Consider the following 15,076-nt stretch of genomic DNA (forward strand, 5'->3'; position numbering starts at 1 on the left):
GAGACCGCCATGGCCGGTGCTGCGGTATGGGCCTCGCCCGAAAGCTGGTTCACTGCCCCGGGAATCGCTGCCGCMGGCAGGTTGTAGATGCCGAACAGCCCCGACGGATCGGCCCCGCCCGCCACCGCCCTGTCGATTCCGGCGGCCACGGAATAGGCGTTCAGTGGAGCCGTGACGCCGAGCGTCGTCATCGCCTTGGGCGTCAGTGTCAGGAGCACGTCATTTGCGGTGTAGCTTACCGCGCTGGAAACGCCGTCGCCGAAGGACGCGGTGACATCGGTCGTGCCGAATGTGCCGCTGCGGCCGCCGGCCGCCGAAAGCAGGATATAGGCACTGTTGAAGGTGTAGGGGCCACCCAGCGGCACGATCCGCAGCGTGCCGGCAAGCGTTGCCGAGCCGGTGACGTTGACCCGGTCGGAGACCGCGCCCTGCACTTCGGCAATGTAGGTCGAGCCGACGCCGAGCGTCAGGTTGCCGTTGACCGTGATCGTGCCGGGCGAATTGCCAGGCGCGAGCGTGCCGTAAACTGTGGTGCCGGGCACTTGGCCAGAGCCGCCGAGCGTAGCGCCCGCATTGACGGTCAAGCTGGAAGATGAGGCGATGGAGCCGTTCACCACCAGCGTTCCGACAGTCACGGATGTCGGGCCCGTATAAGTGCTGGTGCCCGAAATCGTCGTCGTACCCGCGAAGTTCTGCTTGAGGCTGCCCGCGCCGGAGATCGCCCCGGCAAAGACCGCTCCGGTGTTGTCCTCGGTCGTCAGGGTCTGGCCGCTGGCGATGATGACCTGCGCGCCGGTAACACCCGACAGGAAGCCGATCGTCTCGCTCTGTGCAACATCGAGGGTCGCGCCGCTGGCGATCTCGACACGCCCGGCGTCACTGATCGCCTGGCCGCCGGTGATGGTCAGGGTGCCAGCATTGATGAAGGTCGTTCCGGTATAGGTATTGGCGCCCGAAAGTGTGAGCGTGCCGCCGCCGGCCTTGACCAGGCTCCCGGCGGAGGAGCCGTTCGAGATGACGCCCTGCAGCGTCGTCGTCGCGCCGCTGGCCACGTCGATGCCGCCGGAACCGGTGATGCTGAACGTCCGCGCCGCCGCCAGCGTGGTGGTGGCCGTGACCGCCAGCGTGCCGCCGTTCGAGAGCACCAGGTCGTTGGCGGCGTTGCCAAGATTGTTGCTGGCTCCGATCGAGAGCGTGCCGCCGCTGATGGCGATATTGCCGGTGAAGTCGTTCGCGGCGGACAATACGAGGGTGCCCGCGCCGGTCTTGTTGAGCGCCGTGGAAACGCCGCCGCTAATCAGGCCAGTGCCGCCGATAGAGCTGCCATAGGTCACCGTCCCGCTCGAGACGCCGATATTCGCCGTCACGCCGCTGAGGTAGATCGCAGCGCCGCTGACGCTGCCGGCTGCGCCGGGCGACCCGCTGAAACTGCTCGGGCCCTGTCCGACGCCCTGAGTGCCACCAGTCCCCCCGGTGACCGAGACGCCCGAAATCGAGGAATCGAGGATGGTCAGCGAGCCGCCGGTGGCGACATAGATCGCGCCCCCGCGTGCCGCGCCGCCCGCGCCGCCGGAGCCGCCATCCGAGCCTGGGCCTTGCGAGCCGTTGTTGTTGGTAACGCCATCGCCGCCCTGTGCGCCATTGCCGCCATTCGCATTGCCTGCACCGCCATTGTTGTTCGGCGTATAGGCCGTGCTGCTGGTTGTGCCGGAGCCGCCGCCGCCGCCGCCGCCATCGCCGAATGATGCCCCCGCAGTGCCCGCGGTCCMTTGCATGCTGGCATGGCCGCCGGTGCCGCCGAGGCCGCCCGCGCCGCCGCCGCCGGTGGCGCCGCCATTATTGGCTGCGCCACCGGCGCCGCCATTGCCGCCATTGACTGGATCTGCCGCCGCGTTCTGTGCCACGCCGCCATTGCCGCCCGCACCGCCGGTCGCCGCATTGCCGCTGAAGCTGACTTCGGCGATCGTGACGATGGCGCCGCTGCCGACCAGAAGGCCTCCGCCCGCACCGAGGCCGCCGCCCCCGCCGCCGCCCGAGCCATACGCGAGCCCGCCGCTGTAATAGCCGTTATACCCGTTCTCGCCTTTGCCGCCGCGCGCGGCGGTGTTGGTGATCGCGAGATTGGAGATGTTGACGGTCGGCGCATTGGCGCCATTGACCTGAATGCCTTGAAAGGCCGCCGCACCATCGATCGCCTGGTTGTTGCCGGTAATGTTCACCGTGACATTGGCGTTGCTCGCCTGCAGCTGGGCGAGCGAACTCGTCAGCGTAAAGCCATTGGTGATGTTGATCGTGGTCGTGGAGCCGGCGCCCGCCGCGGCCACGGCCGCCACGGCCGCGTTCCAGTCGCTCTGGTTCGCGACATCGATCGCCAATGCCGGCGTTGCCGCCAGGGCTCCGAGCATGGCGAGCGCCGATACGCTGGCCAACCAGGCCCGCCGTATGCCGGAATGGTGGTGTTCGCGGCCCGTAGACATGCCCGAGTTCGCGCTTACTGCAGGCGCCTGGCGCGCAGTCGATGCCCAGAAATTCATGCTGCGCCCCCCAAAGGCACCGTCCAACGCGATTCGTCCGCTGGCCCCGTCGTCACCGAGCAAAGGACCAAAAAACGAATGGTGAATAGCCATTGTTGACGAGAACTATCCGCGGGAATACGGAAGCTGAGCGCAGATACAAATCAGCAACACTTACCGTGAATGCTGACGTTTCGGCATCTTCACTGCACTTGTCTCAATGAGGCGGCGTTGCGTCGGAACCGATCCGTTTCGCTATCTTGGAGCGGCCGCCGTCTGCAACAACGACTGCTTGCTCGTCATCGCTCTGATCCACCACCCACGGGCGGACTGAAACAGCGCGCCGGGCCACCACGGCAGTGTCGATTATTCCGCGTGGGGTGACGGTCCCGCAGCTCTTCGACAAGGGAGCCAGGATGTTTCCGACACTGAAACGCTGTTCCCATCCGCCGCCGCGCGCTCGCCGCGCCGAACGGATCGCCGTTCAGGCCTTGGCTGCGTCGGTCGCGAGGTAGTCAAACACGACCTCGCCGAGGCCCAGCGTCAGGTCGGCAATGTAGTGGCTCGCCGAGACCACTTCGTGAACGGGCAACCGCGCCACGTCACACATCGCATGCTCGAAGAGCTGTAGCGCGGCCGGGCCGGACCAGGCCCCTTTCAACGTCACGTCCTCCATGTAGTAGCGCACCAGCTCGCAGATGCGCGGCGAACCGTCGACATGAGGGATGATCTTGATCATGAAGGCGGGCCTGGCCATGGCCTTGGCAAGCGGCGCCAGATCGAGTTCGCGATGCTTGTAGCCCATGGTGGCGGTCGCGCAGAGGACCGAGCCGTAATGCAGGGTGCCGACGAGCGTCTCCTGTTGATGCGTCAGCTTCGGCGTCGCGAGTTTCTTCGGGAAGCCCCAGATCTCGCGCCCGCCGGCGATGGGTGAATTGTCGTCGAGATACATGGCGTGGACATAGCCGCCTTCCTGGACCTCGCCCGACGCGGTGGTGAAGCGCACCGGGATGACCTGACCCGTCTCGGTATAGTCGCCGAAGCCGGTCGAATCCGGCATGCGGATGAACTCATAGGCCACGGTATCGCCGATGACCTCCAGCGGCTCGGGCACGAACGCGCGCAGCCGCTCGATATCCGTCCGGTAGTTGATGACGACGAATTCGCGATTGTAGAATTTGTAGGGCGGCTTCGGGTAGGCGGGATTGTTCAGTGGCATCGCGAAAGCATTGGCGCGCACATCGGCGATCTTCATGACGCTGTGTCCTCGTTGCTCGTTGCCTGAAGCCTGCTGCGACATGCTCGCAAGCCACTAACTGCGCTTTCGCATCGCCAGTTCAGCCAGATCGAAGGTGGCGACGCCATCGGGCGTCTCCGCGGGCCGAAGCACTTCGGGATAGCTCAGGGTGAAGCACGCGTCTTCGTAGCCCGATGCCCAATGCTCTTCCATGGTCGCGCGCGAAAACTCGTAGTCCTTGGAGGAGCCCTCATAGCTCTTGGAGCGGTAGATCAGGTGGACGATGTTGTGGATCTTGTCGTCGGCCTCGGCGATCAACGCGAGAACGTCAGGATCGGCGTTGGCCAATGCCGTTTTCGGAACGTATTCGATCAGATGCCGCAGCGCGCGTCGCAGGCTCTGGTTCTTCCGGAACTGGTCGGTCGCTGCACGTGTGCGGCTTGAGAAGCGGATATCCTTCAAGCGCGAATCCTGGCTGGCCAGATCCTTGGGAAACTCGCCCTTCGCGCTCCACAGGTCGACCTGAAATGCGAGCGTGTCCTGGCGAGGCCGGCTGTCCAGGACCCATTGCAGCGGAGTGTTGGAAACAAGTCCGCCATCCCAGTAGCTCTCGCCATCGATCTCCACCGCCGGGAAGCCCGGCGGCAAGGCCCCGCTGGCCATGACATGCTCGGCCGCGATGACATGGGTCGCCGTGTCGAAATAGGCGAAATTGCCCGTTCTCACATTCACGGCTCCTACGCTGAAGCGTATCGGGCCGGCATTGATGCGATCGAAATCGACGAGCCGCTCCAGCGTCGCCTTGAGCGGGCTGACATCGTAGAAGCTCTCTGCAGCAGCACCGCTATCCGAGGACAGGAAGGGCGGGATCGGGCGCGGGCTGAAGAAGTCCGGCGCGCCGCCCATCAGCGTGGCGAAGGCGCGCGTCTGGTTGAGCCAGCCGTGAGCGAGATCGCCATTCCAGGGCATCGCTCCCAGCATGGACGAGAGCAAGGCGGGGAAACCCGGCAGAGGTGCAGTGATCGCCTCCCAGAAGGCGCGCAGCGCATCCACGCGCTTCCCCGGCGGATTACCGGCGATCAGGGCGGAATTGATCGCGCCGATCGAGATGCCCGCCACCCAATCAGGGTGCAGCTCGGCTTCGGCCAGGGCCTGGTAAACTCCGGCCTGATACGACCCGAGCGCTCCTCCTCCTTGCAGAAGCAGCGCGATACGCTCGAACGGTGGGCGTTTGGGCATACGGCGTACCTTGTTCATGGGGCGCAATGGCCAGGCATCTTGCATTGAACCGCTCTGCGATTGGTTCAGATTTTCATGCGGGTTGATGCGATTCAAGAGCTGCTGATCGGGGCKAACGGGCCTCGGCAGTTCTCCCGGCTGGGGACAGCACCAGTCCGATKGGATCGGGCTTTTCGCTCGCTCAGGACAGCTCCTTCACGCCGGCTGGCGTTTCGATCAGCGCACGATAGCGCAGATCATCGCCTGGTATGATGACAGGCGGACGGTCGATCCCGAGCGTCTCACAGAGCGTCGAGAGGGTGGCCGCGTCACGGTGTGCGAGCGTGAATGAGCGCAGCCGTGCACCCAGATCCGCAATCGCAGCCATCGCGCGCGGCTTGCCCCGCCTGTCGATGAGGGAAGGGGCTGCTCCGCCAAGGGGCAGGGCGCCGCCATCCGGGATCGCGAAGTCAAAGGAGGGGGCGGACCATGGCAGCGAGACCTTTCGCCCAAAGATGTCTTCGCGGCCTTGAAGGACAAGGTCGATGGTGTCGGTTCGCGCGACCCAGCCGCGCAGGCGGCGCCCCGCATCCCAATCGCCTTTGACGGCGATGCGATCGTCGAGGCCGAACCAGCGTGCGCGGCCAGGCCCTTGCGCATCCGGGTCGAGCGCGACGATTTCCAGATAGACGGTCCCGCCGAGCTGCAGCAGGTGATTATAGGTGCCCATATAGCCATGGCGCTGCCCGAAAGGGACATCGAGATCGAGGCAGGATCGAACATGGGCGACGCCTTCGACCAGCGTCGGCGCAATCACGGTGAGATGGTCGAGCGTCAGCATGTCCTGGCCAGCGGGCAAGGGGGTAGGGTTTCGTTCACGATTGTTCGGAACGCGGTCAAGTCCGGAAACCGGGAATGCCGGCTGACGATGTATTTGGGGTGGTTCCCGCTCATGGATTCGAACCACAATTCCCTGAGCCAAAATCAGGTGTCCTGCCGTTAGACGAAGCGGGATCGTCTAACCCTGTTGTCGCCCGGCACTATGCGCGGAGAAATACACCAAGCGTCCTCGGTCCGGTCTGAATACAAAGTGTTGCATGGCTCGCGGCTGCACATCAACGGCAATTGGCGTTGCGATGCTGACCTCGGCCAGCGAAGGGATCGAGAGAGTGAGGAGACGCCATGTCTGCCGATCTGCGGATCGAGAAATTCGTCGCGCTTTGGCCGGTTTCGCCATTCCGGCAGGACGCTCAACACGCCTGGCAGATCACCCAGAGGGCCGCGGAACTGGTCGGAGCGGCGCTCAGCGCTCTTAATGACGATTACAGGCGTGAAGGCGATATCGCGGTGCACCGGACCGCGACCATCGAGAGCGGGGCTGTCCTGAAGGGGCCCGCGATCATCGGGCCGGGCTGCTTCCTGGCCGCCGGCGCCTATCTGCGTGGCGGCGTGTTCCTGGACGAGGGCTGCATCATCGGGCCCGGATGCGAGCTCAAGTCGAGCTTCCTGTTCCAGGGGGCCACGCTCGCGCATTTCAACTTCGTCGGCGACTCGATCCTGGGTGCGGACGTCAATCTCGAAGCGGGTGCGATCATCGCGAACCACCGTAACGAATGGGAGACGAAGGCTATTCGCTTCGTCTTTGGCGGAGGGGTCGTCGAGCCCGGCGTCGAGAAGTTCGGGGCGCTCGTCGGGGACCACGTGCGGGTCGGCGCGAACGCGGTCATCGCGCCCGGCGCGATCATCGGCCGGGGGACCAAAATCCCCCGGTTGACGCTTGTCGATCAGGCTCCCGGCCTCTGAGGGAGGGGCGGTCAAAGCCGGACGCTTGAGCCGCCGCCTTGTGCCTCTCGACCGAGCGGCGCTGGGCCGCGCGGCGCAAAGGTCGCTTACGCCGCCCCGCTTTCGGCTGCGGGAAGCGCGGTCGGGTGTTGCGTTCCGTTGAGCAAGGCATGCACCGGATCATCGCCTGCGAAGCCGGCCTGGGCCAGTATCGCATCGACGATCGGCTTTTGCGCGCCATAGCTGAGGAGCTGGCTGCTGAGGTCCGCGATCGGGCCGCCATGTCCGGCCGATCCTGCGCCGCCAGCGCCCATGGCGCCGAGCAGGCCGCCCGCACTGAAGATCTTGATGTCGGAGATCTTCTCGATCGGCTTCATCACCTGCGCGAGAGCTTCGGGAATGACGGCGATGCGCTGCTTCGTCAGCTCGAAATCGACCATCTGCGGCGAGAGCGAATTGCGGGCTTCGTTGAGCGCACGCTCGCGCTTCGCCTCCGCCTCGCCGAGTTCGATGATGCCGCCCGCACGAACCTTGGCGGCCTCGGCCTCGGCCTGTGCCTTGGTCAGCATGGCCGCAGCGAGATTCTCGGCGGCTTCCCGTTCGGCCTCGGCCTTCACCGTAATACCGGTCGCGGCCTGCTCGGCGTCCTTGCGCGCGTCGATGACGGCGATCTTCTTGGCGCGTTCGGCGACTTCGACGGCGCGCGCGGTCGCGACCTGCTCCTCGGCGGTGACGGCTGCGGCCTTGGCTTCCTCCGCCTTTGCCTTGGCCTGCGACTCGGCTTCGCTCTTCTGTGCGACGGCGATGGCGGCGTCGATCCTGGCTGTCTCGGTGATGCGCGTCGCTTCGGCCGCGCTTTCGGCGATGCCGCGCTCGGCCGTGATGCGGGCGGTCTCCTTGGCCTGGCGCGCCTCTGCCTCGTTCTTGGCGACGCCACGTTCGGTCTCGAGCCGGGCCGTCTCCTCGGCCAGGCGTGCGGCCTGCTCCGCACGGGCCTGTTCCGCGCGCGTCTCTGCCGTCTTGTTGACGATGTCGCGCTGCTGGTTGAGTTCGGCGTCGCGTTGCTCGCGCTCGATCGTCAGGCGCTGCAGCGTTGCCTCACGGTCCTTCGTCGCGATGGCCACCTCGTTCTCGCGCACGATCTCGTTGCGTTCGCGGCGCCGCTCCTCGGTGACGCGGGTCAGCGCGGTCAAACCCTCGGCGTCGAAAGTGTTGTTGGGGTTGAAATGCTTGATGTCGGTCTGGTCGAGCCGCGTGAGCGAGACGGATTCAAGCTCGAGGCCGTTGGATTGCAGGTCGGCCGCGACGGCATCCTGCACCGCCTTCACGAAGTCAGAGCGCTTTTCCTGCAGGTCCTTCAGGCTCATGGTCGCGGCAACCGAGCGCAGCCCGTCGACGAACTTGGCTTCCACGAGGGTCTTCAGCAGGTCGGCATTGTTGGTGCGGTCGCCCAGCGTCTGCGCCGCCAGGGAGATATTGTCCGCATCCGGTTTCACCCGCACGTAGAACTCCGCGGTGATGTCGGCGCGCATGCGATCGGCCGTGATCAGCGACTCGCCTTCGCTGCGGTGAACTTCAAGGCGCAACGTGCTGAGCTGCACCCAGGAATAGGAATGGAAGATCGGCAGGATCACGGACCCGCCGTCGAGGACGACCCGCTTGCCGCCTAGGCCGGTACGGACATAGGCCTTGTCCCGGGTCGAGCGCGTATAGAGCGCCGCCATGACCACGCCGATGCCGATGATGAGCACAATCGCCGTTCCGGCAATCGTGAGGACGGAAACATAGTCCATGAACGTATTTCCCCTTATCCAGCTTCAGGTCTGCGCGCCGAGCTCATCGGGCGCAGGAATGGCCTCGAACAACCCATTGGAACCATCGACCACCAGAACGCTCGCCCCTTGCGGGATGAGGTGGCCCGCGGCGGCTTTCGCCCGAAGGACGTGGATGTTGCCGTGCAGGTCCCTGACACGGACCCGCCCCGGCTTGCCCTGGTCGAGCGGGCCGAGCGTCACCGTGCCGGTCAGCCCGATCAGGTCGGACTGGCTGATGGCGTTGGATTCATCGCCCGGGATAATCCGCGCCGTCCAACGCGACAGCGCACGTGTCGTCGGCAGCGCCACCATCACGGCGAGCAGGCTGGCAAACAGTGTCGGCAGCGGCGAAAGGAGCGCCTGGGCCACGCCCTGAATGGCGAATCCGGCGATGGCGAACGAGGCCAGCCAGATCATGATCAGCACGAGCAGCGGCACGCCGCCCCGGTTGAGCCAGGACATCCAGGCATCGAGCGGGCCGTGCTCGCTATGGACGCCGTGATGGGAGAGCCCGTCATTCACCAGCGACGAGATCGACATCCCCACGACCATCGCGAGGATCTCGATGGCGACGATGCCGACGAGGATCAGCGCAGCGATCGTGAAGGGATAGAGGCCCGGCGCAGTCAGTGCGCTCATGAACCGCTGTGCCCTTTATAGCGGGCCAGCCGCTCCTGGATTGCCCTCTCTCGTTGCAGGCGGGCCAGTTCCTCGACCTCGGAGACGCCTATCTCCGGCCGCCCGGAGACACCGGTGACGCGCTCGATCGCGTTCAGCGATTGGGCCAGTCGGTTGTCATTGCGGACCGAGGCACTCACGCCCTGGCTCGCATCCTCCGCGCCTTTGCTCTTCTTCAGGGCGGCGAGCCGGGCAACGGCATCCTGCCGGGCGGAGTTGACAGCCTGGAGGGCCTTGCCCGCCTCCTCGATCTTGCCGGCAGCCTCGGTCAGCGCCGTCTCCAGCGCCGAGCGCTGTGCCTCCAGGTCGATCTGCAGGCCGATGACGGGTGTGACCAGATCCTCGCGCCCGCTGGCCAGGCCGACTTCGATCTTCCCTGCGAGATCCTCGATCTCGTCGTTGATCTCGGCGATCTTCGCCTTGAGGCGGTGCTCTTCGGCGCGTGCCTTGCCGGCGCCCGCCCGCGCATCCTCCGCGACCGCGTCGATCTCCCTGATCGACTGCTCGACGGTGACGATGGCGTTGGCGCCTTCAAGGGCATCGACGGTGCCGTGGGCGGCGCCTGCGATGATACGCCCGATGCGCGATAAAATTCCTTCGGTGGCCATGACGGTCTCCTTCGGTGTGATGGCAGCAGCGATGCCGACGAGGATGAGAGACTCGTCATCCCGCAGCACCAGCCGTGCTTCGGCGTGATCCGACCAACCCGGTACGTAGCCGGCAACAGAATAGGGAATGAGCCTGCGCCCCTCGATGGTGGAGAGGCTCAGATGTGTGGGGGTCTTGATGGCATAGAGCCGCCCATCCAGCGGCAGGTCGGCGACGACGGTTCCACTGGTTCGGCCGGCGTGATCCCGCAGGCCGAGCGTCACCAGCCGCGCCGGTAACCGCGTCTGTTCGCGGATGGTGGCGTAAGCCTGCTCGTGCAAGGCGACGAGATTCGCACTGGCGCCGCGATCCCGTTCGATCTCGTCGAGAATGCGCATCATCTCGGCATAATCCGCGAGCGTTGCGCGGATCGCGCGCATGTCGTCCGGCGAGGGGTCCAGGACGTAGCTCATGGTCGACTGATAGCGCGAAACCATGCCGAGGATATAAAGCACTTCCTTTGTGCTTTCAAGGGACGCCTACGTAACGTCAGCTATGACCTGCCGTTGGTGCGCCGGTCATGAATACGGCCGGGCGCCGATGCGGAACAGGTGCTCGCCCGGAAGAGGGAAAATGCGGGCGCAGATGCGCCGGGGATGCCGCCAAGAGCACCCTGATATCGCCAGCAGCGCGGGCGCGAGGCACCTCTTTCGCAATACATACAGAGAGACCTTCAGGACTCGGTGCTCAACAAGAGTATGGCGCGTCGCGCCGCAGGATACTCTGTTGGCACCGGTGTCTGGCGACGTGCGCCGATTGCTGCCCTGTGCCATGAATTGCAGGCCGCGGTGAGGGCGGCGGGGCCACGCTAACCCGGAAGCCAGGATGACCAGGATTCTTCATCGCTCCCTGAATGGGCGGCTACCGCGAGCGGTTGCGGGGCAGGGCATCACGATCACGGATGCCGAGGGGCGCAGCTATATCGACGGTTCCGGTGGGGCCGCCGTCTCCTGCCTCGGCCATGGCCACCCGGAGGTGCTTGCGGCGATGCGCGCCCAGATGGACCGCATCAGCTATGCCCACACCTCCTTCTTCACCACCGATGTCGCGGAAGAGCTTGCGGAGCGCCTGATCGACCTGGCGCCAGCAGGGCTGGACTACGTCTATCTCGTCTCGGGCGGTTCGGAGGCGGTCGAAGCGGCGCTCAAGATGGCGCGGCAATATTTCGTCGAAATCGGCCAGCCGCAGCGCCGCCATTTCATCGCCCGCCGGCAGAGCTATCACGGCAATACGCTCGGCGCGCTCGCGGCCGGCGGCAATGCCTGGCGGCGGGCGCAGTTCCAGCCGATCCTGCCACAGAGCCACCATGTCTCGCCCTGCTATGCCTATCGTGACCTCAGGCCAGGCGAGACGTCCGAAGCCTATGCCGAACGGCTCGCCGACGAACTGGAGGCGAAGATCCTCGAACTCGGCGCCGAAGAGGTGATCGCCTTCGTAGCTGAGCCGGTGGTCGGCGCAACGCTGGGAGCTGTCGGGCCGGTCGCGGACTATTTCGCGCGGGTGCGCCGCGTCTGCGACAAATACGGCGTGCTGCTGATCCTCGACGAGGTGATGTGCGGCATGGGCCGCACCGGCACGATGTTCGCCTGCGAGCAGGACGGCATCTCGCCCGACCTCGCCACCATCGCCAAGGGGCTGGGGGGTGGCTATCAGCCGATCGGCGCCGTGCTGCTGTCGCAGCGGATCTATGACGCCTTCGCCCAGGGCTCAGGGCTGTTCCAGCATGGTCATACCTATATCTGCCACCCGCTCGCGGCGGCGGCGGCGAACAAGGTCGTCGAGATCATCTCGCAGCCGGAAATGATGGGACATGTCCGCCTGATGGGCGAGCGCCTGCAGGCTGGGCTCGACGCACGGCTCGGCCAGCACGCCCATGTCGGCGACATCCGCGGGCGCGGTCTGTTCCGCGGCATCGAGATCGTTGCGGACAAGGAAACCAAGGCCCCCTTCGATCCGGCCCTGAAGCTGCATGCCCGGATCAAGAAGGAGGCGATGGCGCGCGGCCTGATGAGCTATCCGATGGGTGGCACAGTGGACGGGCGGCTCGGCGACCATGTGCTGCTTGCACCGCCCTACATCATCCAGCCTGACGAGATCGACCTTATCGTCGAGCGGATCGGCGCGGCGATCGAGGCAGCGGTGCGCAGCTGACTGGCCCGATGCTTCAGCCTTTCCGTGTTTGCATCGGTMCCAAAAACCGGAACTTTTTCGGGCCAGTGATTTTGAGAACCGGCATCCTCCGGCGCTGCCTTCAACGAGATTGACAATGACGAACTCGCCTTGCCCACCGATCACTGACGCCGGCTGGCCGGACCAGATTGCCGAGATGCGAACCGGTTTTGCCGGCGCGCTCAATGTCTACCGAACGATGGCCCATCATCCGGAGCTGCTGAAGGCCTGGGCTGCGCTACGYCAGCATGTGGTGAGGGACAGCGCGCTCGGCGCCGTGCGTTCGGAGCTGGTTATCCTGCGCGCCGCGCACCGGATGGGCTCGCCCTATGAATGGGCCCATCATGTCAGCCGGTCCCGGGTTTTGGGGATGAGCGATGCGCGTATCGCCGCGATGCGCGGGATGCCGGAGGGCGAGGACGGGCTGGTCGCCCGCGCTGTCGACGCGCTCTTCGATCAGCGCCGCCTGCCGGCCGAACTCGAGGCCGAGCTTGCGGAGGCATTCGGGCGCAAGGCGGTCTTCGACCTGATCGCGACCGTCGGATTCTATTCCGTGCTCGGCTATATCCTGATGACCTACGACACGCCGATCGACGGGCCGGTCGCAACGGAAATGGCGGAACGGCCCTTGTCCGGCGCGTAGCAGGACTAGACCGGCCTTTGCGCGCGCCTCGATCAGGCGTGAGCTTTCGTCCAATGCGCAGCCGTCGCATCGAGGGTGGCCGCGATCACGGCGCCGACGCCGCGGTCGTTCAGGCGGTAGAAGATCCGCCGGCCGACGCGGCGCGTCGACACGATCCTTTGAAGCCGCAGGCGGGTCAGCTGCTGGGAGACCATGGCCTGGCTCAGGGACAGGGCGGTTTCGAGTTCCGCGACCGAGCGTTCCTGCTCTGCAAGCAGATAGAGCAGCTGCAGCCGGTTCTTGTGAGCCAGGACCTTGAACAGCTCGCTGGCCTGCAAGGCCCTGGCTTCCAGCGTCGCGGCTGGTTCCGGGAGGGAGGTCGCTCTGTCGTCCGGCATGGCACCCAATGGTCGCGCGATCAGGAAGTTCGCTATATCCATTGGAATATAACCGACCGGGCAGGTCGTTGTCCACGCAGATCTTCCAGGCCATCGCTGGGAAGGACGATTTGCGCGCAACCGTTACTTCATGACTCTAACGAAGAAGCCAAGACATCGCATTGTATTTCCGTCTGAATAACGGGGAGGGCGGAGAGCTGTCTCCTTGGCCGGCACGCCCCAAACGGATCGAGGCCCGCGGCATGCCGCAGGCCTCGACGGTCACGTCCGAATCCTGTCGGTTACCGGAACAGCGCCAGCGACTTGGACAGGGTGATCCAGACACCCCAGGCAATCGGGATGCCGACGACGGCCCAGGCGAGCAGCGCCGTGCCGTCGAGCCCGCCCTTGCCGATGCCGAAGGAGCCGTAATGCAGGCTGGCGCTGGCATTGGCCGACTTGGCCTGGAGGGCGGCGACTTCCGCGTCCTTCATGAACCAATTCGTCGCAACGGGGCGCACGAGCAGGTTGCAGATGAAGCCCAGCACCAGCATGCCGKCCAGGATATACATCGTCCGGTCATAGACCTGCGCACGGGGCACGCCCGCATTGATCTGCGCCTCGCGGATGTAGTTCACGACCACCGGGCCGACGATGCCGGCGGTCGACCAGGCCGTCAGCAGGCGCCCGTGGATCGCGCCGACGAACTGGGTTCCGAACATGTCGGCGAGATAGGCCGGTACCGTCGCGAAGCCGCCGCCATACATCGACAGGATGATGCAGAAGAAGGCGACGAACAGCGCCAGCGAGCCGGCATGCGCCGCCCAGGGCGAGAGCCCGTAGAGCAGCATGCCGAGGCCGAAGAAGGTGGCATAGGTCAGCTTGCGCCCGAGCTTGTCCGACAGCGAGGCCCAGAAGAAGCGGCCGACGATGTTGAACAGCGAGAGCAGGCCGACAAAGGCCGCGGCGATCGTCGCGATCTGCTTCTTCTGCTCGGCATCGAGCGCGGCAAAGCCGATCTCGGGCTTGCCCATCAGCGATCCCGCGAAAATCTCCTGCAGCATGGGTGACGCCATGCCGAGCACGCCGATGCCGGCGGAGACGTTGAGGCAGAGCACCGCCCAGATCAGCCAGAACTGCCGCGTCTTGTGCGCGTCCTTGAGATGGACATGGCCGGACGTGATCATCGCGTTCTGCGTTGCCGGCGGCGTCCAGCCTTCCGGGCGCCAGCCGGCGGGCGGAATGCGGTAGCCGAAGGCACCTGCCATCATGAAGGCGAAGTAGATCACGGCCATCACGACGAAGGTTTGCCAGACACCGACGGAGGTGGGCGTCTTGAAATAGTTCATCAGGATGTCAGCCAGTGGCGAGCCGATCATCGCGCCGCCGCCGAAACCCATGATCGCCATGCCGGTCGCCATGCCGCGCCGGTCCGGGAACCACTTCACCAGCGTCGAAACCGGAGAGATGTAGCCAAGGCCAAGTCCGATGCCGCCGATCACGCCCGAGCCCAGCCACATCAGCCAGAGCTGGTGGGTGTAGACGCCAAGGGCCGAGATCAGCAGTCCGCCACACCAGCACAGCGCCGAGACGAAGGCAGCCTTGCGCGGGCCCGAGCGTTCGAGCCAGCCACCCCAGATCGCTGCCGAAGAGCCGAGCAGCACGAAGAACAGCGTGTACATCCAGCCGAGATCGGCGACCTTCCAGTCGCAGCTCGTCGTGAACAGCGAGCCGATCAGCCCGACATCCGCCGCGCAGGCGACGGGCTTGGTGATGCCGATCGCTTGGCTGAGCGGCAGCCAGAACACGCTGAAACCATAGGCCATGCCGATGCATAGATGGATGCAGAGCGCCGCAGGCGGCACCAGCCAGCGATTGAACCCCGCAGTCGCGATGATCCGCTCCCGGTCCAGCAGGCCGGGCGACAGTGCGACTTGCCCCAGATCTTGTGCGATGCTCATCCCAGTCATTCTCCCCGAGCGTTTGGCGTCCTGGCCGGTTTCCGCACCGGCTTCTTC

The 15,076-nt window shown here is 65.4% G+C and carries 12 protein-coding genes and 1 tRNA gene; 3 read left to right on the top strand and 10 right to left on the bottom strand.

Annotated features, from left to right (window positions below):
• The 5 genes from AC1DIO_RS24775 to AC1DIO_RS24795 all read right to left on the bottom strand — a co-directional run.
• A partial coding sequence (locus tag AC1DIO_RS24775; protein ID WP_476854250.1) for a beta strand repeat-containing protein occupies positions 1-2,477 on the bottom strand: 2,477 nt, incomplete at its 3' end.
• 520 nt (positions 2,478-2,997) lie between these two features.
• Entirely contained in the window at positions 2,998-3,768 is a 771-nt protein-coding gene (locus AC1DIO_RS24780; RefSeq protein ID WP_476776575.1) for an acetoacetate decarboxylase, read from the bottom strand.
• 57 nt (positions 3,769-3,825) lie between these two features.
• Positions 3,826-4,989 (bottom strand): patatin-like phospholipase family protein, encoded by a 1,164-nt coding sequence (locus AC1DIO_RS24785; protein ID WP_476776576.1) that lies wholly within the window; start codon positions 4,987-4,989, stop codon positions 3,826-3,828.
• Positions 4,990-5,170: 181 nt separating this feature from the next.
• On the bottom strand, positions 5,171-5,827 hold the full coding sequence (locus AC1DIO_RS24790; protein ID WP_476776577.1) for a VOC family protein: 657 nt from the start codon (positions 5,825-5,827) through the stop codon (positions 5,171-5,173).
• Between the two features lie 81 nt (positions 5,828-5,908).
• Positions 5,909-5,982, bottom strand: a tRNA-Gln gene (locus AC1DIO_RS24795).
• Positions 5,983-6,150: 168 nt separating this feature from the next.
• Between AC1DIO_RS24795 and AC1DIO_RS24800 the strand changes: the two genes are divergently transcribed.
• Positions 6,151-6,771, top strand: coding sequence for an LbetaH domain-containing protein (locus tag AC1DIO_RS24800; protein ID WP_476769893.1), 621 nt, complete (start codon positions 6,151-6,153; stop codon positions 6,769-6,771).
• An 86-nt stretch (positions 6,772-6,857) separates the two neighbouring features.
• Here the strand turns inward: AC1DIO_RS24800 and AC1DIO_RS24805 are convergent, their stop codons facing one another.
• Genes AC1DIO_RS24805 through AC1DIO_RS24815 form a run of 3 tightly spaced genes read right to left on the bottom strand, consistent with a single transcriptional unit; the run spans position 6,858 to position 10,345 of the window.
• Entirely contained in the window at positions 6,858-8,543 is a 1,686-nt protein-coding gene (locus AC1DIO_RS24805; RefSeq protein WP_476854251.1) for a flotillin family protein, read from the bottom strand.
• A 24-nt stretch (positions 8,544-8,567) separates the two neighbouring features.
• Positions 8,568-9,203: an OB-fold-containig protein gene (locus AC1DIO_RS24810; RefSeq protein WP_476776579.1), complete on the bottom strand. Its 636-nt coding sequence runs from the start codon at positions 9,201-9,203 to the stop codon at positions 8,568-8,570.
• A complete protein-coding gene (locus AC1DIO_RS24815; RefSeq protein WP_476776580.1) occupies positions 9,200-10,345 on the bottom strand; it encodes a PspA/IM30 family protein in 1,146 nt (381 codons plus the stop codon). The genes AC1DIO_RS24810 and AC1DIO_RS24815 overlap by 4 nt, the downstream gene beginning before the upstream one ends.
• 370 nt (positions 10,346-10,715) lie before the next feature.
• On the opposite strand from AC1DIO_RS24815, the gene AC1DIO_RS24820 reads away from it, so the two are divergent.
• Positions 10,716-12,041, top strand: a complete 1,326-nt coding sequence (locus tag AC1DIO_RS24820; protein ID WP_476776581.1) for an aspartate aminotransferase family protein — start codon at positions 10,716-10,718, stop codon at positions 12,039-12,041.
• Positions 12,042-12,156: 115 nt separating this feature from the next.
• Positions 12,157-12,702: a carboxymuconolactone decarboxylase family protein gene (locus tag AC1DIO_RS24825; RefSeq protein ID WP_441491047.1), complete on the top strand. Its 546-nt coding sequence runs from the start codon at positions 12,157-12,159 to the stop codon at positions 12,700-12,702.
• A gap of 32 nt (positions 12,703-12,734) precedes the next feature.
• On the opposite strand, the gene AC1DIO_RS24830 is transcribed toward AC1DIO_RS24825, so the two are convergent.
• Both AC1DIO_RS24830 and AC1DIO_RS24835 read right to left on the bottom strand, forming a co-directional pair.
• A complete protein-coding gene (locus tag AC1DIO_RS24830) occupies positions 12,735-13,121 on the bottom strand; it encodes an ArsR/SmtB family transcription factor (RefSeq protein ID WP_476776582.1) in 387 nt (128 codons plus the stop codon).
• Positions 13,122-13,360: 239 nt separating this feature from the next.
• Complete coding sequence (locus AC1DIO_RS24835; protein ID WP_476854252.1) at positions 13,361-15,019, bottom strand: OFA family MFS transporter; 1,659 nt, start codon at positions 15,017-15,019, stop codon at positions 13,361-13,363.
• Between the last annotated feature and the right edge of the window lie 57 nt (positions 15,020-15,076).

The sequence above is a fragment of the Allobosea sp. 05T439 genome, assembly GCF_056396005.1.

Excerpts from the sequence above, each read along its gene's own strand:
- AC1DIO_RS24780 (WP_476776575.1), bottom strand. The coding sequence starts at position 3,768 with ATGAAGATCGCCGATGTGCGCGCCAATGCTTTCGCGATGCCACTGAAC.
- AC1DIO_RS24785 (WP_476776576.1), bottom strand. The coding sequence starts at position 4,989 with ATGCCCAAACGCCCACCGTTCGAGCGTATCGCGCTGCTTCTGCAAGGA.
- AC1DIO_RS24800 (WP_476769893.1), top strand. The coding sequence starts at position 6,151 with ATGTCTGCCGATCTGCGGATCGAGAAATTCGTCGCGCTTTGGCCGGTT.
- AC1DIO_RS24805 (WP_476854251.1), bottom strand. The coding sequence starts at position 8,543 with ATGGACTATGTTTCCGTCCTCACGATTGCCGGAACGGCGATTGTGCTC.
- AC1DIO_RS24810 (WP_476776579.1), bottom strand. The coding sequence starts at position 9,203 with ATGAGCGCACTGACTGCGCCGGGCCTCTATCCCTTCACGATCGCTGCG.
- AC1DIO_RS24820 (WP_476776581.1), top strand. The coding sequence starts at position 10,716 with ATGACCAGGATTCTTCATCGCTCCCTGAATGGGCGGCTACCGCGAGCG.
- AC1DIO_RS24830 (WP_476776582.1), bottom strand. The coding sequence starts at position 13,121 with ATGGATATAGCGAACTTCCTGATCGCGCGACCATTGGGTGCCATGCCG.